Genomic DNA, 22,992 nt, shown 5'->3' with positions numbered 1-22,992 from the left:
CAGTCGTTGTGCACCTCAGTCTTGTAGTCTGCGAGTTTAAGAGCCACCTTTCAGCACCTGCCTCCTTGGAGCATTCCCGGAAATTATTCGCGTGACTGCGTTATAAACCTCCTCGAGCGACATCGGCCTGCCGTTGTATTTCACGACCTTGTAGTCAGGCATGCGCCCGACGTGCTGGCTGACAAGCGCGCCCAGCTGCCCGAGGTAGTTCATTTCAATGTCTGCTACCGCCTTTGCGCCTGCAAGCATGGATTTTACAAGTTCAGTCGGGAACGGGTTCAGCAACCGCACATGGACAAAGCGCACCTTCTTGCCCTCGGCTTCAAGCATCTCTATCGTATCAAGGACGACGCCTTTTGTCGAGCCCCAGCTGATTATCGCCACGTCGGCTTTGGGGTCGCCGTACATCATCGCCTTGTCCTCGTCGGGGATCTCTTTTAGCGCCAGCTCTAGCTTGTCCATGCGCTTGTCGACCATCGCGACTCTCGTCTCGGGGTCTTCGGTGATGTGGCCCTCCTCGGTGTGCTCGTCGCCCGTGTTCCAGAATATCGCGTCGTCGGTCCCAAGGGGCATCCTTGGAGTTACCGGGCCTGCTCCCAGCTTGAAGCGCAAGAAGTTGCCGGCGACCCCCTTGTCATTTTCTGATATTTTCGTGACAAGCGCGCCCCGCTCTATCTTGACCTTTGCAGGGTCAAACACCCTGCAGGTCATGACGCTGTTTGCAATCGCCTTGTCAAGCATGTGGATGACAGGCATCTGGTATTTCTCTGCAAAGTTGAACGCCTTTATTGTGTCGTAGAAACTTTCTTCGATGTCGCCTGACGCAAAGACTATCCTTGGAAACTCGCCGTGGCCTGCATTTATCGCAAACTGCAGGTCGCCCTGCTCGTGTCTTGTCGGTAGCCCCGTTGACGGTCCGGCGCGCTGGTACAATGATACAACCACCGGGACTTCATTGATGCCGGCCCAGCCAAGCGCCTCTGCCATGAGGGAAAAGCCCGGGCCAGAGGTGGCGGTTGCGGACCTTGCACCAGATAGCGCCCCGCCTATTGCCATCGTTATTGCGGCTATCTCGTCCTCCGTCTGGATGACCACTGTGGAGCCCTTCTTGCCCGAGTCGTAGAGGTCAAGCACTTCGTGCGACTCTAAAAACTCGCTGTCGTCTGACGCCGGCGTTATTGGGTAGTAGGTCTGGAACCGGCAGCCTGCTACCATCTTGCCCATCGCAGACGACTGGCTCCCAAGCACGACCATCATGTCCTTTGCGGCCGGCCGCGTCTTTAGCCGGTAGTTAAAGCCGGCAGGCTCGAGCCTCTTCTTGGCGTACTCGTAGATGTGGTCAGCTGCTTTTACGTTCATCTCTGCCACGCTCTCTTTTGCCTTGAAGATGTAGCGTATGCCCTGCGACAGCGTCTCGGAATCAAAGTCGAGCATCGCCATCGAGGCAGAAAGCGCCATCACGTTTGTCATGCGCGTCAGCTTGCTGAGCGCGGGGTTGTTCATCTCGGCCGCAAACTCTTCTAAAAGCTGGAAATATGGCATCGGGTACAGCACGACGCCGTTTTTCTTGGCAAATTCAAGCGCGTCTTTGACAGTCGTGCCGAGACCCGCCTTTTCTAGCATCTTTTTTATCCGCTTTGTCGCAGGGTCGTCGATTGTTGGGACCTCGTCTATTTTGGTTTCAAGCGCCCCTGCGTCGTAGAATATCGCTCCCCCCTTTGTCACCTCGTTGAAGTGCCGGAACACGGTCTCGGCGTCAAACGACACGAGTATGTTTACCTCGTCCACCGGCGACCTGATCGGCTTTTCAGCTACGCGCACGGTAAAGTAGCTGTGCTCGCCCTTGATGTTGGAGTAGTATTCACGCTTGCCAAACACGTGCAGGCCGCCGACCGCGCACGCCCGGGAGAAGATGTTTGCGGCAGAATCCACGCCGGACCCCTGCGCGCCGCCTATGACCCAAGAGAGCGAGTTTGTAATCATTATGATTTCCGGTCCCATTTCTTGCTTTTAATACTTTACAAGTTCAAAAGCGGTCAACCGCCGCCTGTCGCCGCGTCAAGTATGCAGCACTCGCACGAGTCCTTTTGGCCGCAATACGGGCAGACGCACATGCACGACTCTATCGGGTTGCCGCAGTAGTCGCACGTGACTGCCTCGTCGCCTGCCATTGCTCTCTCACCGTATCCAAAGTTTTTATACTTTGTTGAGGCCGGGGTGAAGGCTAAAGTATCATCTTGTCCATTACAGTACGCGGTGTCACGCTACGCAATCGCAATAGCCGCTGCGGCCGCTGCAGGGATAATAGCATGGGCGGTGCTCTTTGGCGAGATCCCGTACAGGATGCAGGACGGCAACGAGATCAGCGTTGCCGGAAGGATGGTCTGCCTGCCCCACGAACAAGGGCTTTTCCCCGGACCTGAAACTATGGAATGCGCGTTTGGATTCCGCGGCCAGAACGGCGAGCACTACCAGATAGGCAATCTCGAAGAAATTTCAAAAGAGGAGCCGCTGCTGGAACAGTCGGTAGGCGGCGCTCAGGAATTCGTGATTTCCGGCACCTTCACCTACGGCGACTACAGGAACTATGACGTCGTAGGAACGATAGACGCCGATTCTGTCGAGATTCTCATCCGCCAGTGAGCTACTGCGCCCTCATCAGGTTCAGTGCAGACCCCGCCTTGAACCAGCCAATCTGCGCAGTGTTGTACGAGTGCTTCAGTGATATCTCCTCCGACTTGCCGTCGGCGTGCGTGACGACGCACTTGACGGGTTTGCCCTGCTGCATGTCCGCGAGGCCTGTTATGCTTATCCTGTCGTCTTCTCTTATCCTGTCGTAGTCGGCAGGGTTTTCAAACGTGAGCGCAAGCACTCCCTGCTTTTTCAGGTTCGTCTCGTGTATCCTTGCAAACGACCTTGCTATCACCGCTGCGCAGCCCAGATATCTTGGAGTCATCGCGGCGTGCTCGCGGCTAGAGCCTTCGCCGTAGTTGCTGTCGCCGATTATTACCCAGCGGAGGCCCTTTGACTTGTAGGCGCGCGCTATTTGCGGGTACGGCTCCACCTGACCCGTGAGCTGGTTCTTGCCTGCCCCGACCTGCCCGTCGCGGAACGCGTTTACGCCGCCAAGGAGCAGGTTGTCGCTTATCCTGTCAAGGTGCCCGCGGAGGCTGAGCCAGGCGCCTGCCGGCGAGATGTGGTCAGTCGTAGTCTTGCCCTTTGTCTTGGCAAGCACCGGCAGTTTCTCAAAGTCCCTGCCGTCCCACTTTGCAAAGGGCGTCAGCTTCTGCAAGCGATCGCTTGCAGGGTCTATAACTACTTCTATGGCATCTGGGTTTTCAGACGGCGGAACGTAAACGTCCCGGGCTTCGGCAAAGCCCCTCTTTGGCACTTCGGGCGCGGGCTTGGGTGGCTGCAGCTTGAACCGGGTGCCGTCAGACGCCGTCAGTTCATCTTTCAGCGGGTTGAAGGACAGCCTGCCGCTGAGGGCAAGCGCTATCACAAGCTCTGGGCTCCCGATAAAGTTCATGGTCTCCCGCCTGCCGTCGTTTCTGCCCGGAAAGTTGCGGTTGTATGACGTGACAATGGTGTTGGGCTCGCCCTTTTTCAGCTCCGGCCTGCTCCACTGCCCGATGCAAGGGCCGCAGGCGTTTGCAAGCACGTTTGCGCCTATCTCCTTGAGCGTCTGCATCTGGCCGTCGCGCTCTATGGTTGCGCGGATCATCTCCGAGCCGGGCGTCACCTGCAGCGGCACCTTTGTCTTTATGCCGTGCTTTTTGGCCTGCTCTGCAATGTCTGCAGCGCGGGACATGTCCTCGTAAGAAGAGTTTGTGCAGCTCCCTATCAGGGCGACGGAGATATTGTCAAGGTAGTGGTTCTTGCCGACGTCGTCTGCCATCTTTGAGACGGGCCTTGCAAGGTCGGGCGTGTGAGGGCCGACAATGTGTGGCTCCAGCTTTGACAAATCAATTTCAACAAGCTGGTCAAAGAACCGGGCAGGCTCGCTTTCGATTTCCAGGTCTTCTGTCAGCAGGTCCCTGTGCCTGTTTGCAAGCTCGGCAAGCTCCGGCCTGCCGGTTGCCCGCAGGTACGCGTCCATGCGCTCGTCGTATGCAAATATCGAGCACGTGGCTCCAATCTCTGCGCCCATGTTTGTTATCGTGGCCTTGCCGGTGCACGATATCGACCTTGCGCCGGGGCCGAAATACTCTATTATTGCGTTTGTGCCGCCGGACACCGTCAGCTTTGACGCGACGTAGAGTATGATGTCTTTAGGTGCCGCCCAGCCGCTCAGTTCGCCCTTCAAATAAACACCGATCCTTTTAGGGTAAAGGAGCTCCCAGGGCATGCCGGCCATCACCTCCGCCGCGTCCAGGCCGCCCACGCCTATTGCCACCATGCCAAGCCCGCCGGCGTTTGGCGTGTGAGAGTCGGTGCCTATCATGAGGCCGCCGGGGAACGCATAGTTTTCAAGGACCACCTGGTGGATTATGCCGGCGCCAGGCTTCCAGAAGCCGATGCCGTACTTGCGGCACGCAGACTCTAGGAATTGATAGACTTCGTTGTTCTGTACAAGCGCAAAGCGCGTGTCAGTCGCGCTGTCGACTTTGGCCTGTATCAGGTGGTCGCAGTGCACCGTCGTCGGAAGTTTCACCCGCTTCAGGTCTGCCTGCATGAACTGCAGAATAGTCATCTGGCCCGTCACGTCCTGCAGGGCGACCCTGTCCGGGTTCAAAAAGACGTAGCTCTTGCCCCTCTCCGGCTCGTGCACCTGCCCATCAAGGTGTCCCACCAGTATCTTTTCAGAAAGAGTCAGTGGCCTTTTGACCATCTGCCGATAAGCGGAAATATTCTTGGCAAGCTTTTCGTACACCTTTTCAACAAGCGCAGGAGTCGTCTCTATCGCTACCATCTGCATGAGAACCGGCGGTTTTGTCCAATATCTCTTTTTCCTTATGCTTTAATAACCACCGGCCGCCGCAGAGAGCCGGTTGGCAAGAAAGTTCGTCCTTGCGCTCGCAGGCGTCGTCGCAGCCATGGCCGCGCTCATCGCCATCCCGAGCCTGAACCAGCCGCCGCAGGAGGCGCTGAGCATCGAGTACAGCCGGCAGAACGTAACAAGAACAGACCAGGGGCTTGTCACGCAGAGCGCGGAACTTTTGAGCATAGCGCAGGACGGCTCTGCAACATACACGCAGGCGGGCGGGCAGGAGAGGCGCATACCGCTTTCAGGCGAGGAGCTTGGCAGGATAAGGGGGCTCATCCTTGAAACAGGATTCATGCAGATATCTGCGACCAACTACCCGCAGTCGGACAATGCTACTGACTTTACGAAATACACGCTGCGCGTAAGCACCGACGAGGGGCAGAAGACGTTCAACTGGGTCAGCCCCGGGGCGCACGGGGGCGTCATACCGCCCATAATCACAAACGTCGGCTCTCAGCTTGACGCCATAATGGACAGATGAGCCAATATCTATATAGAGCGTTTCGGCGCAGATTGGCTGTAAATGACCATATCGCTTGTTTCCAGCGAGCCGGGCGCAAAGGGCGTCAAGGCCGACGAGCAGGCTGGGACGGTCCGGGGGACCACTCTTTTAAAGCGCGGCTTTGCGCACATGCAAAAGCACGGCGTCGTGATGGACGTGACAAACGTCGAGCAGGCCCAGATAGCGGAGGAGGCCGGCGCAGTCGCAGTCATGGTCCTTGACAAGCTCCCCTATGACGTAAGGAAGGCAGGAGGCGTGGCAAGGACCGCAAGCATCAAGGTCATCGAAGAGATAATGGACGCAGTCACCATCCCGATAATGGCAAAGTGCAGGATAGGCCACACAGACGAGGCGCGCGTCCTGGAAATAACAGGCGCGGACATGATAGACGAAAGCGAGGTGCTGACGCCGGCAGACGAGGAGCGCCACATCTGGAAGTGGGATTTCACGACCCCGTTTGTCAACGGCGCCAAGAACCTAGGCGAGGCGCTCAGGAGGATAGAGGAGGGCGCGGCAATGATACGCACAAAGGGCGAGCCGGGGACCGGCAACGTCGCAGAGGCAGTCACGCACATCCGCATGGTCAACAACGAGATAAGGAGGATAAAGTCGCACTACCAGGACGGCGATAAACAAGAACTGATGAAGGCTGCGCGCGAGTACAAGGTCTCGTTTGCAATAGTGGAAGAGACGGCGCGCCTTGGCAGGCTTCCTGTCGTCAATTTCGCTGCAGGCGGCATTACGACCCCGGCTGACGCGGCGTTTCTGATGAACCTTGGCTGCGACGGCGTCTTTGTCGGCTCGGGCATATTCAAGTCAGACGATCCCGCGCAGCGTGCGCGCGCAGTGGTGCTTGCGACCACGTTCTACGACGACGCCAAGATAGTGAGGGAGGCGCAAAAGATGGTCGACGAGAAAAAGGCGCTCCTCGGGCTTGACACCAAGAACCTGGAGCTCAGGATGCAGGAAAGGGGTCAGTCGGCTTGACAAAAAAGCAGCTGACGATAGGAGTCCTTGGCTTTCAGGGCGACATTGAAGAAAACGTCGCCGCGACAAGGCAGGCGATGGAGGAGATGAGCGTAAACGGAAGCGTTGAGCTCGTGCGCTACCCGGAGGAAATGGAGAGGGTCGACGGGCTGATACTCCCGGGCGGCGAGAGCACGGTCCAGAGCGCGCTTGCCGCAATCCAGCGCTCGCTTCCTGTCATGAAAAAGCGCATAGCAGACGGGATGCCTGTGCTTGGAACATGCGCGGGCATGATAATGCTTTCAAAGAGGGCTTATGACCGCGTGGTGGGAGAGACGAGGCAAAAGACGATAGGCAACCTCGACATCGTGATAGAGCGCAACGCGTTTGGCAGGCAGAACGACTCGTTTGAGGCGGACCTGAAGATAGACGCGCTTGGCAAGAGCCCGTTCAAAGGCGTCTTTATCAGGGCGCCGGCGGTGAGCGAGGCCGGCAAGGACGTCGAGGTGATAGCAAGGCATGCAGGCAGGATAGTGGCTGTCAGGCAGAAGAACATAATCGGCACGGCCTTCCACCCTGAGCTTGCCGGCGACGCGCGCATGCACAGGCAGTTTTTGAAGATGGTCCTCGACTACAGGCGCGCCAAGTAGATTGCACTGCAGGCGCGCAGCTTAATAGCATTCGATACATAGCGCTGCCGTGCAGGTCACCGGGCGTGAAAAGTGGGGCTCGTATGGCGGGTTTTTGTTTGCAGCCATAGGCTCTGCGGTGGGCGTCGGCAACATCTGGCGCTTTCCCTACGTCGCAGGCGAGAACGGGGGAGGGGCGTTTCTCGGGATATACCTCGTAGTCGTCTTTACGTTCGGGCTCTCGTTCATGGTGCTCGAGTTTACGCTTGGCCGGTACTACCAGACGTCGGTGATTGTCGCCCTGCAAAAGATAAGGAAGCGCTTTGCGTGGGCAGGCGCTGCCATGGTCGCAGTCACGTTTGGCGTGCTGAGCTACTACATGGCGATACTTGGGTGGATACTGTCGTATTTTGCCATGTATGCGACAGGCATGGCGGTATCTTTTGAGGAATACTCGCAGTCATGGTATCCACTGCTGTCGTTTGCAGTCATCGCAGCAGTCAACTATCTGATAGTAAGGACCGGCGTGCGCAGCGGCATAGAAAAGGTGAGCAAGTACGGCATACTGCTCTTTGTGGGCATAATGGTGCCCCTCACTGCCATTGGATTGACGCTTCCCGGCGCTGGCGAGGGAGTCACGTTTTATCTCACGCCCGACGCGACGGTTTTTTCTGACCCGCAGGTCTGGGCGGCGGCGTTTGGACAGGCGTTCTTTTCGCTTTCGATAGGCATGGGCGTGCTTTTGACCTACGGAAGCTACCTGGGCCAGAAGCGCCCGGTGGTCTCGTCGTCTCTTGTGATCATCGGGGCAGACCTGGCAGTCTCCTTTGTCGCCGGCCTGATGATCTTTTCCTTTGTTTTTTCAAATGACGCAAACCCGGCCGAAGGGACGACGCTTGTATTCAAGGTGCTGCCGCAGGTGTTCTCCACGATAGAGCTTGGCGCCGTCATTGCGCCGCTGTTCTTTGTCCTGCTCCTGCTTGCAGGCATAACGTCGTCCATCTCGATGTTCCAGCTTCCGGTCTCGGCGCTTGAAGACTCGCTCGGGTTTAGCAGGCGAAAAGCTGCAAGCATTATCGGAATCGCGGCGTTTGTCGCAGGACTGCCGTCGGCCCTAAGCTACAGCACGGTGGACCTGCGCGTAAATGGCGCGGCCGTGCTTGACGTCGTCAACGACGCGCTGGGCGACTATGGCCTGCCGATTGTTGGCGCCGTGTTTGCCATAGTCGCGACCTGGTTTTTAGACAAGAAGATCCTGACAGAGCAGGTGAACCTCTACAGCCGCGTCAAGGTTCCTGCAGGCCTGATCTCAGTTGCAAGGGTCGCCGTGCCCCTGCTCATCGTGGTCACCCTTCTCACGCAGCTTGTAGGCTGAGCAACGTTTTTCTCTGATGTGCACGAAAAGCGGGCATTGAGCGGATGGGACGACCAGTACGGCGCAGGCTACAGGGGAAGAAAGAGGCGCAACTGGGCAAGGATAGCCAAGTTTGCCATAATAGGAGGTTTCGTGGTGCTGGCAGCGGTAATGACGGCGTTCTTTATCCCGCGCGCTGGCCTCTACTTAGAGATAATCCAGAGGAGCGAGGTCATAGGCACCATGCAGACAGTCAGGGTCAGCATCACAAACAACAGCCTCGAGACAATGCGCGATGTGGCTGTCCAGTTTGACGGCGGCAGGGCCATCGAGCTTGGCGACCTTGGGCCGTTTCAGGGCAGGCTCTTGACGCCTGACGAGGAGGACCTTGACTTTACGACAGTCACTGCCACTGCAAACGAAGGCGCAGTCACCGTCACAAAGCACAGGGATGTGTCGGCAGTGGCAGAAGGGCATTGATTCGCCCGGCGCGGTTTAAGGTCCGGTGCCAGTACGATTAGCCCGCTTCCAGCTTTTGTCCAAGCAGGACGCCGGAATAAGCAAATTCGTTTTTCATCAGTGCATCGACGTACTTTGGAAATACGCCTTTTTCTATGCACGGGCCGTGCATGGGAAACACCATTTCGGGTCCCAACTTTGCAAGCCGCTTTGCAGTCTGGCGCACCGGATTTTCACTTGCAAAAATCCCTGCGCCTCTGTAAAGCTTGATCATGCTTTCTGACAGGTCGTCGGACGCCACCGGCCTGTTCTCGCCTGGCTGGATAAAGAGGTCCGAGGGAAAGAGCGACTTGGTGGTGTCCTCGAAAACCATCATGCTGTCCCAGTGATGGACGTGCGGCGTCATCAGGAATCTCAGCGTCCTCCTCCCTGTTTTCAGAGTCTCGTTGTCCCAGAATGAAATGTGGTCGACAGGCACGCCATTCCACCCGACGAGGTTTAGCTTGGAACTGAGGTCGCTGCACAGCAGCTTCACCCCGGGAGACTTTAAAAAGTCCATGCCGCCCCACTCGTCGCTTTCAAAGTGCAGGAATGCAACGTACGACAGCTTGTCCAGGGGCATCACTTCCTTGACTTTTTCTTCGATGCGCTCGTACATTCCTATGGGGCCGGTGTGTATGAGGGTTGGCTTTTCGTCGTCTATGAGAAACTGGTTGAATGTGATCCCAAATTCCTTCACAAAGCCCGATATTCTGTATATGCCGTCCTTTATTTCCGAAATGCTGACAGGCGTGTCCTTTGCAACCCTGTACTCCTTGCGGACCTCTGGCATGGGACATGTAGATATGGAGTCTGCCATAAGTGTTCGCGTGGAACATGGTAAAAAAGTGCGAAGGATTTGAACCCGCTCTGTATTTGTGGCAATGAGAAAGGGTTTAGTCTTTCCTCTTTACTCCATGGGACCTCATCATATCTTCATCTCGAATAAGGTGCAGGGGTTTAGGTTCTTTTCTAGAACGAATGTCGATACCTTCATGGGGTAGCTTTCTTGAAGACGACCCCCAAATCAAACACATCCAGGGTCTCGTCTGCATTAAGGTCCTGCGAATCAAGAGTACCAGACTTTTCATGAGCCTCGTAGGCAAGCTTCAGGTATTTTCCTAGCACCAACCTTGGTACCTCGTACCTTCTTTCCTTGCCGTACCATTCAAACGGATCTCTATCACCCTTCGACAAGTTACATTTCTTGCAGCTGAGAACCATGTTGTCTATGGTATCGGGTCCACCGCGCGATTTGGGGATGATATGTTCCCATTGAAGGTCCTGATTAAATCCACAGTAGGAACAAATGTTAGAAGCTTCTTTGACCAGCTTTTGGTTTTCTCGCAGGATTGTGGAAGGAGGAAGTTTCTTGGTTTTTAAATTATTGTAGGTATGCATTATGAAGCCGTAATTCTTCCTATCGCCTACGGCACTGCCCGCTATCAGTTTAGCGTACTCCCAGTATATCAGGTCCCTTATGGTTCTGACATTCCTTGGAGGCATTCGAGAATTAACGATCGCAATTTAGTAATAAACAGGGCGTATGCACTGTAACGCGAGGCAAGATGTCGAACTCGTAACGCCTCGTTACATGTGGGATTTGCGCTTGCTTTTACCGGTAATAACGAGCGGGGGTCAAATTTCTGTCAACAGTACATGAGATAGTTGAAAAAGTGCGGGGGGTGGGATTTACGCTTGTTTTTACCGGTAACTCGAGGGGGTTCGAATCCCGACGGGCCCGCCATAACCTTAGTTCTAGTAAGAGGGTTCCAATTGTGATTAGACGGCCTAAGCTTTAAGCTTTAAGCTTTACGCATGTGAAGACAGCAAACCTAGTCGTTACATACGTTGTGGTGGTAGCGGGTCAAGAAACCACTATTACGTAAAGTTGCACAAATAGCAAAACCAGTATCTACAGAATTATATCGCCCACTCCTGAATATTTTACCATATCTACGTAGTCTGCTATGGATAATTGCGCATTCTTGCACTTTGAAACTCGTGTATATCCTCTTTTTCTCATTTCAATTAGGCGAAGAAGAACATTTAGCATGACATTCTCAATCGAGCTATAATCTGCACTTGTTATAGGTTCATCTTTTGCATCCTGATGCACGAATCTGGATCTCATATTATACAAGTCTGCAACCTCTTTTGCAGTGCTCTCCCGTTTTGCTTTTGGTTCTAGCAAAAATGCTGCTCTCTCAGCAAGCTTCCATCCCAAATAGTCTTTGTCACCACTAGAAAGCAACATTGCTTCCATGGCTGAGCACAAAATGACAAATTTTACCTCCGGATACGAAACAGAAGTAGCGACTGCAAATAAATGGACAGCATTTTTTATTTTTTGCTCCAACTCCGTCGGGCTTTGAGCAATCATAATATCGTTCAGTGTGCAAATGAAAGAGTCACTACCTGAGGAATATAGTACACTTGCCTTTTCTTCGAGCAATTCCATAATCGGAAGACGATGAAAGACCTCTGAACTCTTGTCTACCACGAAGCAAAAGTCATTGATCTTAAATGATGTGCCATGGACGATTCTCAAGAGATCTAGTGCTTGTTCGCATTGCATTCTTGCCTTAGTCGTTGCACCACCCTGACCATTTGCTTTCAAATTGCAGCTTAGGAAAAGGGATTCTTTGTGCAACACTATGAAGTGCTCTTTACTCATACCACTTCCTTGAAGTGTGTATTCTGAATCCCAATCCTTCAGGAATATTTCTTGAACCTTTTGAGGAAGCTTTTCAAACGCCAGTGCGACACAATTTCCAATCTTGTAACCATCGGGATATCTCTTCGCCCTGTAGATGGGAAAGTAAAAGTCATAGTCTGCTGTCTTGAATAGACTATCCTTCAGGAACTTTTCTACCTCCGCAACAGAAGCTTTAACGGCGATGTTTTCCCGTTTGAATATATAATAAGCATCGACCAAGTCAGGTCGCAAAATAAGGTCAGAATATTTCTTAGAACGTTCTACAAGAGTAGTTATTTCCTTAATACTTTCAAACCCTTGCCTGTCATCAGGTTCAGAGATGGCTGTGTGAAAGAGCTTAACGATGCGTTCTTCCTCAGAGTTTTTTCCACTCAATGACCTTGTCTAAGTATCTGACTAGATGAACTTTATTGAAGAAAGCTTACTATTGAGAACATTAACTTCCTTAGAAGTTGTAAACTCGCAGTCACAGCAGCTTGAGATCGCCTAGGCTGCCGTAAGGAATTCCCAAGTCGGAATAAAGGTAGTCAGATAGTTGAGATTGAACCTTGGATTCTATCCAGTATGCATAGAACAGACTCACGATTGCGATCGGGATTCCGATAAGTATGGCATATACCAAGCTGAAGGAAAATAGCATGTATGCAGCTGCCTCATCATCATCTCCCTCGATAAGTAGGACAAAGTAGATTCCCTCTGAGATTATCTTTAGTATTGCCTTGAGCCGGTTGACTTCGCTTTCCCTACTTCCAAATGTTACTGCATGTTGCAGCAAATATCCTTCCAAGTCTTCATAATCCACGTCCAGATCGCGGATATCAGGCTTAAGCTTCCTGCTGGCGTTTTCCAACAACTCTTCAATGAAACAATAATCCCTAAAGTTCTCACCTCCGCTCAGCCCGGCGGCATTAGGAAAGACAATCCAGAAATCGTAATCGGTAACGCATATCCAAAGAGCATAGCTAAAAAATTCCGCTTCACTGTACTTTTCATGGTGGTGAAATCTGTAAACAAGCAGCTTCCTCGGTTGCTGTCGCTTTTCGAGACCTGCAATGACTGTAACAAACTCTGCAACCGTTGGTCTTGTACTTCCTGGAAGACCGTACACCCGTACATCCATGTCGTGGAAAATGACATCAATAGGTTCTGCCTCGAGCCATCGCCCGAATTGTCTGATCCTGGTGAGGCTCCACCTTTGCAGAAATCCCTTCTTGAATTTCGATCTGGTTAGTTCCGCCTGCAAATGCTTTGAGCGGAAGAGCTTAGGAGTTTCTATCTCTAGTGAAACTGTCACACTGTCTCCAATAATATCTGAATCATCACTGTTGCTTCTAACACTAAAGTTAATGGAACAATCTTGGGATTGGGCGTATGATATGTAGTCTAGACCTACATGCTTTGTCTCCAGTCTTCTTACTTCATGCAGGAGACTCTCTAAGCCGAATTGCTTGCATATCAACTTGTAAGCCTTTATGAATTCTTCGAAAAACTGATCCGTATTCAAGGAACAATTAGAGCAATTTTCTATATGATAAACATGTTGACGTGGTAGTTATTCAATCTGCACCTTCGATTCTATTTCTTCCACTTTATACGATACGCTTCGACATATACGGGGTCGTTACAGAAACACGACGTATTTTTTCTCTTCCTCATCAAGCAGTTGGAACTAGGAATAGAAAATGACTCAAATTCTGCGACTGATTCTACCAGTCTTGCGCCTTCAGGTAACGGCAAGCGAGACAGGATTATCTGGGAGGCCAGTATGGTACCTGCCATCACTGGCGCGTGTGGTGCAGGAGTAGTTTCATGCTTTTCAGGCATTCTTATGCTGAATACACCGCATTCTCCGTGCAGGACCTCTTTCAGGCGCATGCCTACAAGTCCACGCAACCCATCGACGACAAGATTATGAGTTTTTGCGATTCTTTCCACATCCTCTGGCTTGCATACATCTCCTTTTGCAATCCTGTCTTGCAGTTCCGCTTCTGGAATCCCGGTCCGAATCGCATTCATCGCAAGCTGTGAGGAAGGGGCTTTCTCCTTTGGAAAATATGAGCACGCAGCACATTCGAGATCGGTATCGAGAACGTGTCGGCCTACTCCGTACCTCACACTTCCCTCGGAGACATCGGTCCATACATTCCATAGCAGTCTTGGGATGGCTGCTTGAATGTTGATTCTAGTCCTCTCGTTATCGACTGACGCGACTATCTCAGAACCTAGGGGCGAATACTCGAAAGCAGACATGGCGTCTTCATACTTCATAGGTAATACGGTCACAGACAGCAAGTTATTGTTCTCACTAAGAACTCCCTGTGCAACGTTCACTTTCATCTGGCCTCTCTTTTCCTCGTACCCGAGGATGTAGCGCTGTTCATTCGAGGGCTCTAACTTGTCCTGATCCACCAGTGTTATGTGGCCAGAAAGATACGTTGAATTCGCAAGTGCCACTATCAAAGCTTGTCCGATTGCTCCGCAGCCCACGATAGTGAGATCTTCTAAATGCATAATGGAGGGTATCTTAGGTTCGATGACTGGGTGGTTCTTTGTCGTTCCGTGTGTGACTAGGTCGTACTCCAGTGTGTCGACCAACTCTGATTTCACATTCAGAGAAGACAAAAGCATCTTGAAGACTTCGCCTACCGCAAGAGTTCCTGCATACATTGCCGCAATACGATTAACGTTGGCTGCGGAATCCCAGCCACAGGGCTTTTTTGTAGACAGGCAAATGCTCCAGCCTGCAGAGCCGACGTAAATTACGCGGTTCTGAGCAACAACTGGATCCTTTCCAAAAACTAGAGTAACGTGTGGTTTCCAGCCGCTATCATCGTTGCCTAGATTGATTTTCGCGGTATGAGACGGTGGGAAGTTACCTAGTATGCCCGTGTCGCCCTTGTAACGAACCATTTTTAGAAATCGGGGGAGCAGGTTCAGTGCAATGAAGCAGGACATGACCATATTCGGGTCATTTTTTGAACCGTCCTGAAACACCACATCTACTCTAAAAGAGTCTGCGATTCTCCTCAAGTCTCCCACTTTTTCAATGCTGGATACGGCTGACATCACTTCGATGTTCTTAGCCGATGCAGGATCAATATTGAATCCTAGATTATTCTGAATAATCTCCTCTTCGCCTCCTTGTCGTCAGAGGTTTCTTTCCATCTGCGCCCGTCATACTGGTATAGCGCCCATATTCCGGGGTCGTCCTCCTTAACGAAGCCATAGTCTGGTATGACTATGCTAAGCGCTCCGGGAAGGACTAGAAGTGCAGAGCCATCATTGTCAACTGAGCTGTGAAATGCCTCTCCGGGGTGTGTATGAATCTGGGCGAGCGCGGCTAGTCCAGATTGGTTCAACTTTACGTTCAGACGATGGATTTCTTCTTCAGGCACAACATACTCGATAGGCGAGTTGTACTGTTGTGGAAACCATACATCGCTTACTTTCAAGACACCCTCACCTGTGTCTCCAACCCACAAAGCATGCGATTCATTACCCTGTTTACCGTGCATTCTCAAAAAATTAAACGTCTTGGAGAGAATCGATCGTGTTATTTCGATAGTCTGAATACTCAAAATGCTCGACTCCCTAAATCTTCTGGCGATCGACAAGATTGCAAGCTTGATTTACAATCCAAGTCAGCTGCCCCATATCTGTTCCCCTTATCAATTCCCACCTGTCCATCGGATAGTAAAAATCATGGTACTCGTAAAAACCAGGGCTGCAGAACCAAAGCCCAGTCTGCGGAGTGCCCGCAAGATGCCCTTTGGCTGACTCGGAACCTTCAACTACCGCCGGCACGTTCTCCGGCAGCAGCCGCTTTCTCAAATCCATCGTTAGCAGCGTTGCACTCGGAGGCGCGAAATCATAGTTACGCAGGTCCAGATACAGTGTAAGACAAGGATTTCGGCTCTTAGCTGATATGATATCTATGAGAATTATTGGGTACTCTGCTTGCCTTATTCTCCATATCTCTTTGTATGTGTCTTCGACAGATTGAAGCTCACCAAGGGCTCCTGCATACTTGACCCTAGCCACTAAAGGGTCAAGGAGTCGTCTCACTTTCATCCGCCGCGGCCAGCACCCTTGCTCAGAAACAGCTTGACTGTGGATGTTATGCCCTGGCTCTCAAAGCTTTGCTGCAAGTCAAGTAGATGGCCGTCTTCAGTTCGTAACTGCCAGCCATCTGCAGACCCTTGGTTCCCCGAATCATGTAGTGCCTGTTGCACTGCACCCCGTATTGCTTGGTTTGCGTTCACAGTTACAGGAAACTCTCGGCCTTGGATCACAAAAATTACCTGAAAGCGCGGCGTGTTTCCTCTCGTGTCCTGGTTTGATGATTGACTGCTCATCGACCCTACCGGCAAGCTTGATAGAGAGGGTAGGATAAAAAGGCCGCGGCGAGGGCATGGTTAGTAACGGTTACCTATGGTTTCTAACGGTCGCGGCGTGCACAAAGTTATTAAGCGAGCTTTTTTCTTAAGAAAATAGTTGCCAAAGCGAGGTCAAAAAACCGTCACTATGAGCGGCGAGTCATTACGACAGCTTGAGCAAAAGCATGAAACTGAAAAGCAGAAACGCGCAATCTCGTTTGCAGCCTTCATCTCTGAATCTGCCTTGATGGAGCTCGAACGTAGGGACATGTTGACCGCTGCGCAGTTTATCTCCGTCGTTGGTTTCAATGAGGATATTCTCACTCTAAAGGATGAACGCAAGGGGGGCAGATTCTTTGAAGTTCAGATAAGGAACAAAAAGCTCAGATGCATAACCGACAAGAATAGTTCTGATTGCGCGCATGTTGGATTTGCACTAGCCTTGCCGGAGGTAAGAAAGGTGCTCTCACGGTGATGATTTGTTGAAGAGATTCCGAGCAGGCTACTCTCGCGACTCGCTGGGCCATATACCAGACAATCCCGGAGTGTACAGGATAGTAGACTGCGACGGCTCCACGCGGTACGTGGGTCGAACCAATGACCTCCGACGCAGAACTCGAGAACATCTGCATGAAGGCGATGCGCTTGGAGCGTGCTTCATCAGTGGATATACTATGAGCAACCTAGATACCTATGATGTTGAGAAGAAGATGATATCAAGGCACTGCCCGCCGGGTAACACCCGTGGTAAGAAGGGCTGTGATGACGACTTCCTGTCGTGGCTTCTTGGCTGATGGACCGGCGACACAAGATATTATAGACTCGGAGACAGTTGTCGACATGGTAATTGGACATCATCGGAAGGAGACCTGATGATATCGGGCCGGCGACTGCACTTAATCCGCAGGAAAGAAACACTCTGATAGAGCTTGCCAAGATAACAAAAAATGATACCTTTTATGACTTTGGGTCAGGCCACGGTTATCTTGTATTTGATGTAGTACGCAAAACAAGAGCAAAGAAGGCAGTGGGAATCGAGATGGACTTTGCCAGATTCAGTCGTTCCGTAAATGAAGCAAGGAGAAAGTTGACAAGGAAACAGCTTGACCGGACTGAGCTTTACTGTGCCGATTACTTCAGCTATGACGTGTCAGATGCCACAGTGATATACGAAGGTCACGAGAGGACTGCTCACGAAGTGGCTGAATTTGAGAGACTGCTTGATAACGGAAAGAAGGTCAGAGTAGTCACTGTAGACCTGCCACTTGTTGGATACCGGCCTGTCAGGATCGCAAATCACGAGAGTACGAGGTTCTTTGTGATGCGGACCCCTTTCAGCAGATACAGGGTCGGGAATCCTGATACTTGGGCATCATACGCCCTGGGCAAGGAAGGAGCCAAGATACGCGATGTTTTCGAGTATTATGATGCCCTGCTGAACAAACGAGGATTTACCAGAAGGGAACGGCAGAATGCAGTCAGGAAGCTGAAATCCGTGGTAAGATCGTGTTTCTAAGCAGAGTTATCTGCGGACAATCGAGCAGAATGACTTTGACGCCAGTCCAGTTCTTACCGATAACAAGAGACCAACCAACCCTCCGGCCGACACCATGAGAGGGATAGCCCACTGGGTCTTGATGGCCATGTCAGTGAATTGCTCGACTCCTGCCACCTGACCATACAGACCATAGCCAACTACGAACGCGGAAAAAGGTGCATAGGTCAAAAGCCAGCCGGCTCCAGCAAAGAGCTTGGCTACTTCCCACCGCTCTATGGCGTACGCGCCTGCCACGTTAAGCAGGAAAAGCGGCACTATCCAGCTGACGTGCGGGTTGAATGCAAGCGTCGCAATTGATATGATGCCGGTGTAGATTGCAGTCACGATCACCGGCCGGATACCGTTGGCCTTTGCCTGCCCCATGACCAGAAGCGATAGCAGAGGAAAGGCTACTATGCCCAAACCGAGGGTGAACAGGGCCGGCGGATTAAAGTCAAATGCCTCGGTCTTGCTGGCAGGAAGAGAGAACATGAACAGCGCAAAGGCAAACGACAGCCACACGGCTGAAAGTGCAAAGGTCTTTGCTCTTGCCGTAGAGGCCATGCGGAAAACGGCGACTGCCTGTCCGGCGGTGGCTCCCATCAGCGCCACGTGCACAGGAGACAAGAGGCCGTCAAACCCGAAGGTTTCATGCCACTGCATGTCCGCATAGCCTGCGGCCAGAATGACTGCTGAAAGGATTGCAAAGCGCTTTACCTTGTGGACTACAGCCATGACAAGCCCGAAGGCCAGAGCACCTGCCGCTCCTGAATAGATGAGCATGTGGGCGGGCTGGAAGAACGTATCAACTTCATTGAGAGAATGGTAGGAAATATCCCAATATGCCCCGGCGGATTCAACAAGTAGCGCCACTGCCACCGCAGACAAGAGTCTTGCCTTCGTGAGCATGGTCCGTACATGGGTCATATAGGTACTAGGTGAATATTAGGATATGTAACAATTTTACGGGGCTTCTCTTATCCGCAGAATCCTTTCCCGGCAGGCTTCGATGACAAACTCAGCCCTGCTCCTGTAGCCCAGCTTTTTCTTCTTGATGAGCCTTTCAATCTCTTCCACAAGCTCCTGCGGTATCTTGACGTTCACATACTGTTTTGGACCTTCCTGATTATCCGACAAGGGCTGAAGACAAGCGTCAGAAAACCAAGAAAGTTTATTAGATAATTGGATAACGTATGGTCTATCCATTATCCATACAGGAATATACCTCACTCGCATGCGATATGGAAATACGAGGCAAAGTGCCTGCTGAACACCTCTGCGCTTGGCCTGCAGCCGGAAGCAGTCGACATCAGGGGGGACTACGACAGAATCTACCTGAAGTTTAAACAGGATCATTTGGCGCTTCTCTTTGGACTGTGTGTAAGTAGGAGTGCGTTTCCAGAAAGGGACGGGCGAGTCACGACGCCGCTGCATTACGGTATCAGGTTCTGGACGGGCGCTTACTCTCTGAAGGAGTATGAACCGACGCTTTCTGGACGCAAGGCAGTGATGCTGCTTCCACAGCATGACTATGACAGTTTTAGCGCCGGCAAGAAATCGGAAGAGGAAAAGCTCGCAATGTACATGAAAAATGCCGCTGGTGACGCAAAAGGAGACGGCTATGACCCTTCAGAAATAATCATCTGCTGTACGGGCGGAGAAGAACTGTACGGCATTCTGGCCGGCTTTGTCCTTGCAGAGCGGGGTTACATCATATTTCCCGAATACGACTTTGGCGTAACCAACAACTTCCTTCCCATAAGAGGTGTGCCTGATTTGGTGGCAGTCAAGCTTGGCGACTTTCAGAACCGGCTTATGCGAGAAGGTCTGATACGATACGGAGGGTGGTTGCACGAAATCGAATTGTCGGCTTTCTTGGGCGGACTTCATGGAGGCACAACCGATAAGAGGGCAACCTTCGACGAGCTATCCGTATACGTAGAAGTTGAAGATACCGCCCCAGAAGGCTCGGGAGGATACGATCAGCTTGAGAGGTACGCGCCGAGCGGATATTTTGACGCAGGCATGCTTGTCTGTCCAAGAAGAGAGTATGATCTTACACCAAGGCCGGGCGATGAAAGCCTCGTGTACGGTCAGCGCCGGAGAGACGATTTTCTCCTGATGACATGGGACGCACAGGGCATGATGCACGGCAGATACGCCGCATCGAAAACCTTTGAGCTAGGTAAAAAGGCCGAGCTGCTCAGTCTGTGCAGGCGGATGATAGCAGGCAGCATCAGAAAGGTCAGGAATGTTTCGGACATGGAATCGTGGTAGGTTCTCACCGATTCCTTGCTAAGGCAGCCCGACATCAAACAGCTCTTTTAGCCTTCTGATGTGTGACGGCTCTATCTGCGCCACTGGCACATTTTCTCTAACCAGATTGTACGCATCGTAAAAGTCCATGCTGTAGCGCTTCATAAGGACGCCTATGGCTATGGCAGGGCTCCTGCTCTGGCCCGCTCCGCAGCATACCACAATCCTGCCGTGTTTTTCAAGGCATGAAATGGCGTAGTCTATCTTTTGCCTGTAGACATCAACTGGTTGGCTTTCGTCTAGCATGTCCCTCACGTCGACTATCCAAAAGTCTGTCTCGCCCAAGAAACCTTCCTGCAGGCCCTTGGCTGGATACGTGGTCTCTCCAAGACCGTGGGTGGCAAGGGTATCAGTGACCTTGAACATAGGGAAATTCAGATTAGGTGTTACTCCTTCATTAAGCTAAGGATTGATTGTATCAAATTGAAAAACGAGAATGCCTAACTTATGGCCAAGGTGGGAGGACGTTACAAGTTCAGAAAATCCTTCTGTCGTAATTTTGATTCCTGCCAAATCCTGCGTACGGCAGTCGTATACTGTGCCACGTTCTGGGCATCATCGCTTCCTTCCCATCGAAGTCTCTTTTCTTTGAGCTCATCCCTCAGACCTCCCGGGAGACCCACAATCCAAGAGCTGAAGGCACGAGGAAACTTTTTCTTCAACGCCGAGAGAGTCGATTCTCTCATGCTCCTTGCCATTTCGAAAGTTAGATTGCCCTTCTTCCACATCTTGAATACTTCGGGATAGCTTTCCGATAGCTCCCTCTCAAGGTCTAGCTGCTCCCTCACAATCTCTTCCCAATCTGCAGGATTAGGATCTCCAAAGCTTATGCTGCTCACTCCCATGCCGAACTGCTCAGTTGGAACGTATCTACGTCTTTCAACGAGGTTGAATAGCTGCTGTGCTGTTTTCTCTGTGAGGAACAGCTTTTCAGCCATATTCATGAAATACGATATCGTCTCGGTAACTGTAAGTGCTTGGATACCATCTTTTGTTATCTGAAAAGTATCGTCATGCCCTGGAGCACTGTTGACTCGCACCGCAAACTTTCTCTTCAAAAGACCGGGATACTTTTTGTTGCCGTTCAGGGCACGGCGGTATTCCCCTTCTCTTGACTTCCTGTTCTTCCTCCTTTCAGCAGAATCTGGATACATATGCTCATAGGAATCCACCATTTCTGCGACAGAAAGAGGCCTTTCCTTCCAAAGAAGCGTCCTCAATACGGCGATGCCAGTGAAGTCTCTTAGCGTGTACCTTGAAATCGAGTCCAGATCCATTGCTCGCTAACTCGGGATAGAAGCAGGCTCTGCATTATTGTTTTCTGTCATCTGGCTGGCTAATGGGTGCGCGCAAAACTTTGCCATGAGCATATGCGATTGGCACGGCGCTAGGTTGTCTGATGATGACTGACTCGATCCAGCCAGAAACGACGGATTCAGACAGTTTCAATTCAAGCCGCGAAATAGAGCCGTGGACTGAGGTCACCGGCAGGGTAGAAAAAGTTGAGGAGCAGTCTATCACGCTAGTTGCTTCTTTCATTGTCCGCACTTCTAAAGAACAGATTTTGAAATGGAAGAGTGCGCTTGTCAAAGGCTCGCATGTTGGAGTGCTGATTCTGGAAGACGGAACTATCAGAGTCAGACGACGTGGCGAGCGGAAAATAACGACAAGGCGCTACACAGATACCAATTCCAGTCCCACAGTATCGGCGTCCAAGCGCAGAAGGCAGGCTGGGGAGGGCATCGTCCATTGAAAAGCAAGAGACCCAGAGCACGAGGAAGAGAGGACGGCCATCATTCGGCTGCCGTTAAAGACATACTGTCAAAATTACCAAAGCTAGACGAGCACAAAAAACAGTCAGTCGCAGGCATATCTAAAACTGCAGGAGTGCTCCTCTTAAGGCTCAGAGTTCTGGACACGCTGCGCCACTATTCGTCGATAACAGTAAGGATGTTATTTTACAGGCTGGTGTCTCTGTACAGGTATCCCAATGACCGGAAATTCTATAAACGGCTTGGGTACTCGCTCAAGAAACTTCGAAGACTTTTTCCAGACATTGAAGAAAAGTTTGACGATCCTACAAGGCAGGTAAGGATGCCAGAGATGCCGGACGCAAAAATAGAGCTGTGGGTTGAAAAGTCAAGCCTGGAGCATTTCTTGGAAAAGCTTGCAGCCAAGTACCATGTTCCAATACTTGCGCAAAGGGGCTTTGGCTCGCTGACAATGTTCAGAAAGGCACTCCAAAGAGCCAGAAAAAGGGGAGTAAGAAAGGTGCTCCTTCTTGGAGACCACGACCCGTCAGGATTGAGGATAGACGAGGTGACACGCCATGAAATGGAGTCTCTTGGCCTTGAAATTGAGAGGATTGCGCTTACCATGCAGCAGGTAAAGAGATACAGGCTGCCTGCCATCAGGACAAAAAGAAAAGACAGCAGATCCAAAGGGTATGTAGAAAAGTTCGGCAACCGGGCATGGGAGGTAGAGTCGCTCCCACCAAGGACGCTACTCCGAATAGTCGAGAAAAAGCTCAAAGAGAACGTACCTGCAGGTTTCCTCCAAGAGCTCAGAGAGACAGAACAGGCGGAAAGGATCAGCCGGCCTGTAGAGCAAAAGCTGGCCAGACTGTTAAGAAAAAGGTCAATGCAGCTAAAGCGTCAAGGGCTCAGCGACAAAGAGATACGAAAAAAGCTTGCAGAAGAGTTTCTCAAAGACTAGAGTGATTTTTGCAATCATGACTATCACAGACTGATCATTTTTTGCCAATGGCCAAAGGGAGCAGTTCTTGGTTTTAATCTGGTCTGCCTGCCCTTGAAAGTGCCCTGTATTTGAGTACATGAATTTCCAGCGACAGTGCATGAGGTTCGTCTGAAGGGGCAGTTGCATGACCAGGAGGACGTGCAATCTCCCCTGGGGATATCCTATATCGCTCTCGACACCTTCGCCGTCAGATGCGCCAGCTCGGGCATTCAAGAGACTGCATGAAACTATTTGTCAAAAAAGCAACAATCTACCTACAAGGCCTTCCTTAGCCGGTGAATGGCTAATTGGCTAAGATGAAGGTGTTTTAGCGCGGTTTTGTTCGGTTCAGTGGCCTCCATAGTCGGTTAG

At 51.6% G+C, this 22,992-nt stretch carries 26 protein-coding genes and 1 pseudogene; 12 read left to right on the top strand and 15 right to left on the bottom strand.

From position 1 onward, the window contains the following. Positions 1 to 36 precede the first annotated feature (36 nt). Positions 37 to 2,001: a 2-oxoacid:ferredoxin oxidoreductase subunit alpha gene (locus HXY31_RS00785; RefSeq protein ID WP_292638498.1), complete on the bottom strand. Its 1,965-nt coding sequence runs from the start codon at positions 1,999 to 2,001 to the stop codon at positions 37 to 39. Between the two features lie 35 nt (positions 2,002 to 2,036). Next, positions 2,037 to 2,171 carry a hypothetical protein gene (locus HXY31_RS00780; protein ID WP_292638497.1) on the bottom strand — a complete coding sequence of 45 codons (135 nt, stop codon included), beginning with the start codon at positions 2,169 to 2,171 and terminating at the stop codon, positions 2,037 to 2,039. Between the two features lie 85 nt (positions 2,172 to 2,256). Between HXY31_RS00780 and HXY31_RS00775 the strand changes: the two genes are divergently transcribed. Next, on the top strand, positions 2,257 to 2,643 hold the full coding sequence (locus tag HXY31_RS00775) for a hypothetical protein (RefSeq protein WP_292638494.1): 387 nt from the start codon (positions 2,257 to 2,259) through the stop codon (positions 2,641 to 2,643). A 1-nt stretch (position 2,644) separates the two neighbouring features. On the opposite strand, the gene HXY31_RS00770 is transcribed toward HXY31_RS00775, so the two are convergent. Then, the gene (locus HXY31_RS00770) at positions 2,645 to 4,918 is read right to left on the bottom strand and encodes an aconitate hydratase (protein ID WP_292638491.1); all 2,274 of its coding nucleotides are present in this window, start codon (positions 4,916 to 4,918) and stop codon (positions 2,645 to 2,647) included. A gap of 73 nt (positions 4,919 to 4,991) precedes the next feature. Between HXY31_RS00770 and HXY31_RS00765 the strand changes: the two genes are divergently transcribed. Genes HXY31_RS00765 through HXY31_RS00745 form a run of 5 tightly spaced genes read left to right on the top strand, consistent with a single transcriptional unit; the run spans position 4,992 to position 8,918 of the window. Beyond that, the gene (locus HXY31_RS00765) at positions 4,992 to 5,468 is read left to right on the top strand and encodes a hypothetical protein (RefSeq protein WP_292638489.1); all 477 of its coding nucleotides are present in this window, start codon (positions 4,992 to 4,994) and stop codon (positions 5,466 to 5,468) included. A 42-nt stretch (positions 5,469 to 5,510) separates the two neighbouring features. Next, positions 5,511 to 6,476, top strand: a complete 966-nt coding sequence (gene pdxS, locus HXY31_RS00760) for a pyridoxal 5'-phosphate synthase lyase subunit PdxS (protein ID WP_292638487.1) — start codon at positions 5,511 to 5,513, stop codon at positions 6,474 to 6,476. Continuing rightward, the gene (pdxT, locus tag HXY31_RS00755; RefSeq protein WP_292638485.1) at positions 6,473 to 7,105 is read left to right on the top strand and encodes a pyridoxal 5'-phosphate synthase glutaminase subunit PdxT; all 633 of its coding nucleotides are present in this window, start codon (positions 6,473 to 6,475) and stop codon (positions 7,103 to 7,105) included. Before pdxS ends, pdxT begins: the two co-directional genes overlap by 4 nt. Positions 7,106 to 7,154: 49 nt before the next feature. Then, complete coding sequence (locus HXY31_RS00750) at positions 7,155 to 8,459, top strand: sodium-dependent transporter (protein WP_292638482.1); 1,305 nt, start codon at positions 7,155 to 7,157, stop codon at positions 8,457 to 8,459. Positions 8,460 to 8,495: 36 nt separating this feature from the next. Beyond that, positions 8,496 to 8,918 carry a hypothetical protein gene (locus tag HXY31_RS00745; RefSeq protein WP_292638479.1) on the top strand — a complete coding sequence of 141 codons (423 nt, stop codon included), beginning with the start codon at positions 8,496 to 8,498 and terminating at the stop codon, positions 8,916 to 8,918. Positions 8,919 to 8,955: 37 nt separating this feature from the next. Here the strand turns inward: HXY31_RS00745 and HXY31_RS00740 are convergent, their stop codons facing one another. From HXY31_RS00740 to HXY31_RS12305, 8 genes are all read right to left on the bottom strand, one after another. Then, positions 8,956 to 9,729, bottom strand: coding sequence for an FprA family A-type flavoprotein (locus tag HXY31_RS00740; RefSeq protein ID WP_292638476.1), 774 nt, complete (start codon positions 9,727 to 9,729; stop codon positions 8,956 to 8,958). A 200-nt stretch (positions 9,730 to 9,929) separates the two neighbouring features. After that, positions 9,930 to 10,442 carry an HNH endonuclease signature motif containing protein gene (locus HXY31_RS00735; protein WP_292638473.1) on the bottom strand — a complete coding sequence of 171 codons (513 nt, stop codon included), beginning with the start codon at positions 10,440 to 10,442 and terminating at the stop codon, positions 9,930 to 9,932. Between the two features lie 409 nt (positions 10,443 to 10,851). Next, a complete protein-coding gene (locus tag HXY31_RS00730; RefSeq protein WP_292638470.1) occupies positions 10,852 to 12,030 on the bottom strand; it encodes a HEPN domain-containing protein in 1,179 nt (392 codons plus the stop codon). Between the two features lie 91 nt (positions 12,031 to 12,121). Continuing rightward, a complete protein-coding gene (locus HXY31_RS00725) occupies positions 12,122 to 13,159 on the bottom strand; it encodes a hypothetical protein (RefSeq protein ID WP_292638468.1) in 1,038 nt (345 codons plus the stop codon). A 71-nt stretch (positions 13,160 to 13,230) separates the two neighbouring features. After that, positions 13,231 to 14,721: a ThiF family adenylyltransferase gene (locus HXY31_RS00720; RefSeq protein WP_292638466.1), complete on the bottom strand. Its 1,491-nt coding sequence runs from the start codon at positions 14,719 to 14,721 to the stop codon at positions 13,231 to 13,233. Between the two features lie 41 nt (positions 14,722 to 14,762). Next, complete coding sequence (locus HXY31_RS00715) at positions 14,763 to 15,269, bottom strand: hypothetical protein (RefSeq protein WP_292638464.1); 507 nt, start codon at positions 15,267 to 15,269, stop codon at positions 14,763 to 14,765. After that, positions 15,247 to 15,696: a hypothetical protein gene (locus HXY31_RS00710; RefSeq protein ID WP_292638462.1), complete on the bottom strand. Its 450-nt coding sequence runs from the start codon at positions 15,694 to 15,696 to the stop codon at positions 15,247 to 15,249. The genes HXY31_RS00715 and HXY31_RS00710 overlap by 23 nt, the downstream gene beginning before the upstream one ends. 26 nt (positions 15,697 to 15,722) lie before the next feature. Continuing rightward, positions 15,723 to 16,010 (bottom strand): DUF2604 domain-containing protein, encoded by a 288-nt coding sequence (locus tag HXY31_RS12305; protein WP_366933051.1) that lies wholly within the window; start codon positions 16,008 to 16,010, stop codon positions 15,723 to 15,725. 139 nt (positions 16,011 to 16,149) lie between these two features. On the opposite strand from HXY31_RS12305, the gene HXY31_RS00705 reads away from it, so the two are divergent. From HXY31_RS00705 to HXY31_RS00700, 3 genes and pseudogenes are all read left to right on the top strand, one after another. After that, complete coding sequence (locus HXY31_RS00705) at positions 16,150 to 16,506, top strand: hypothetical protein (protein WP_292638459.1); 357 nt, start codon at positions 16,150 to 16,152, stop codon at positions 16,504 to 16,506. Positions 16,507 to 16,576: 70 nt separating this feature from the next. Continuing rightward, a pseudogene (locus HXY31_RS12300) lies at positions 16,577 to 16,675 on the top strand (GIY-YIG nuclease family protein); the annotation flags it as partial. 203 nt (positions 16,676 to 16,878) lie between these two features. After that, positions 16,879 to 17,547 (top strand): hypothetical protein, encoded by a 669-nt coding sequence (locus tag HXY31_RS00700; protein WP_292638456.1) that lies wholly within the window; start codon positions 16,879 to 16,881, stop codon positions 17,545 to 17,547. A gap of 6 nt (positions 17,548 to 17,553) precedes the next feature. Here HXY31_RS00700 and HXY31_RS00695 read toward each other — a convergent pair whose 3' ends face one another. Next, a complete protein-coding gene (locus HXY31_RS00695; RefSeq protein ID WP_292638453.1) occupies positions 17,554 to 18,456 on the bottom strand; it encodes a hypothetical protein in 903 nt (300 codons plus the stop codon). A 75-nt stretch (positions 18,457 to 18,531) separates the two neighbouring features. Next, the gene (locus HXY31_RS00690) at positions 18,532 to 18,672 is read right to left on the bottom strand and encodes a ribbon-helix-helix domain-containing protein (protein WP_292638450.1); all 141 of its coding nucleotides are present in this window, start codon (positions 18,670 to 18,672) and stop codon (positions 18,532 to 18,534) included. 78 nt (positions 18,673 to 18,750) lie between these two features. Between HXY31_RS00690 and HXY31_RS00685 the strand changes: the two genes are divergently transcribed. After that, positions 18,751 to 19,845 carry a hypothetical protein gene (locus HXY31_RS00685; protein WP_292638448.1) on the top strand — a complete coding sequence of 365 codons (1,095 nt, stop codon included), beginning with the start codon at positions 18,751 to 18,753 and terminating at the stop codon, positions 19,843 to 19,845. A gap of 18 nt (positions 19,846 to 19,863) precedes the next feature. On the opposite strand, the gene HXY31_RS00680 is transcribed toward HXY31_RS00685, so the two are convergent. Next, entirely contained in the window at positions 19,864 to 20,250 is a 387-nt protein-coding gene (locus HXY31_RS00680; protein ID WP_292638445.1) for a dual specificity protein phosphatase, read from the bottom strand. Positions 20,251 to 20,351: 101 nt separating this feature from the next. Then, on the bottom strand, positions 20,352 to 21,161 hold the full coding sequence (locus HXY31_RS00675) for a hypothetical protein (RefSeq protein ID WP_292638444.1): 810 nt from the start codon (positions 21,159 to 21,161) through the stop codon (positions 20,352 to 20,354). 122 nt (positions 21,162 to 21,283) lie between these two features. Between HXY31_RS00675 and HXY31_RS00670 the strand changes: the two genes are divergently transcribed. Both HXY31_RS00670 and HXY31_RS00665 read left to right on the top strand, forming a co-directional pair. After that, the gene (locus tag HXY31_RS00670) at positions 21,284 to 21,637 is read left to right on the top strand and encodes a hypothetical protein (protein WP_292638442.1); all 354 of its coding nucleotides are present in this window, start codon (positions 21,284 to 21,286) and stop codon (positions 21,635 to 21,637) included. Continuing rightward, on the top strand, positions 21,634 to 22,599 hold the full coding sequence (locus HXY31_RS00665) for a hypothetical protein (RefSeq protein WP_292638440.1): 966 nt from the start codon (positions 21,634 to 21,636) through the stop codon (positions 22,597 to 22,599). Before HXY31_RS00670 ends, HXY31_RS00665 begins: the two co-directional genes overlap by 4 nt. The last annotated feature ends 393 nt before the right edge of the window (positions 22,600 to 22,992 follow it).

Source organism: Nitrososphaera sp. (genome assembly GCF_013388945.1).
In the GTDB taxonomy this organism is placed as follows: domain Archaea; phylum Thermoproteota; class Nitrososphaeria; order Nitrososphaerales; family Nitrososphaeraceae; genus Nitrososphaera.
This window is presented reverse-complemented; position numbering and strand designations above follow the sequence as displayed.

What these genes read in the sequence shown, in the direction of transcription:
- HXY31_RS00670 (WP_292638442.1), top strand. Translation starts at nt 21,284, where the DNA reads ATGATGACTGACTCGATCCAGCCAGAAACGACGGATTCAGACAGTTTC.
- pdxS (WP_292638487.1), top strand. Translation starts at nt 5,511, where the DNA reads ATGACCATATCGCTTGTTTCCAGCGAGCCGGGCGCAAAGGGCGTCAAG.
- HXY31_RS00675 (WP_292638444.1), bottom strand. Translation starts at nt 21,161, where the DNA reads ATGGATCTGGACTCGATTTCAAGGTACACGCTAAGAGACTTCACTGGC.
- HXY31_RS00680 (WP_292638445.1), bottom strand. Translation starts at nt 20,250, where the DNA reads ATGTTCAAGGTCACTGATACCCTTGCCACCCACGGTCTTGGAGAGACC.
- HXY31_RS00740 (WP_292638476.1), bottom strand. Translation starts at nt 9,729, where the DNA reads ATGCCAGAGGTCCGCAAGGAGTACAGGGTTGCAAAGGACACGCCTGTC.
- HXY31_RS12305 (WP_366933051.1), bottom strand. Translation starts at nt 16,010, where the DNA reads ATGAGCAGTCAATCATCAAACCAGGACACGAGAGGAAACACGCCGCGC.
- HXY31_RS00735 (WP_292638473.1), bottom strand. Translation starts at nt 10,442, where the DNA reads ATGCCTCCAAGGAATGTCAGAACCATAAGGGACCTGATATACTGGGAG.
- HXY31_RS00770 (WP_292638491.1), bottom strand. Translation starts at nt 4,918, where the DNA reads ATGCAGATGGTAGCGATAGAGACGACTCCTGCGCTTGTTGAAAAGGTG.
- HXY31_RS00780 (WP_292638497.1), bottom strand. Translation starts at nt 2,171, where the DNA reads ATGGCAGGCGACGAGGCAGTCACGTGCGACTACTGCGGCAACCCGATA.
- HXY31_RS00720 (WP_292638466.1), bottom strand. Translation starts at nt 14,721, where the DNA reads ATGTCAGCCGTATCCAGCATTGAAAAAGTGGGAGACTTGAGGAGAATC.
- HXY31_RS00785 (WP_292638498.1), bottom strand. Translation starts at nt 2,001, where the DNA reads ATGGGACCGGAAATCATAATGATTACAAACTCGCTCTCTTGGGTCATA.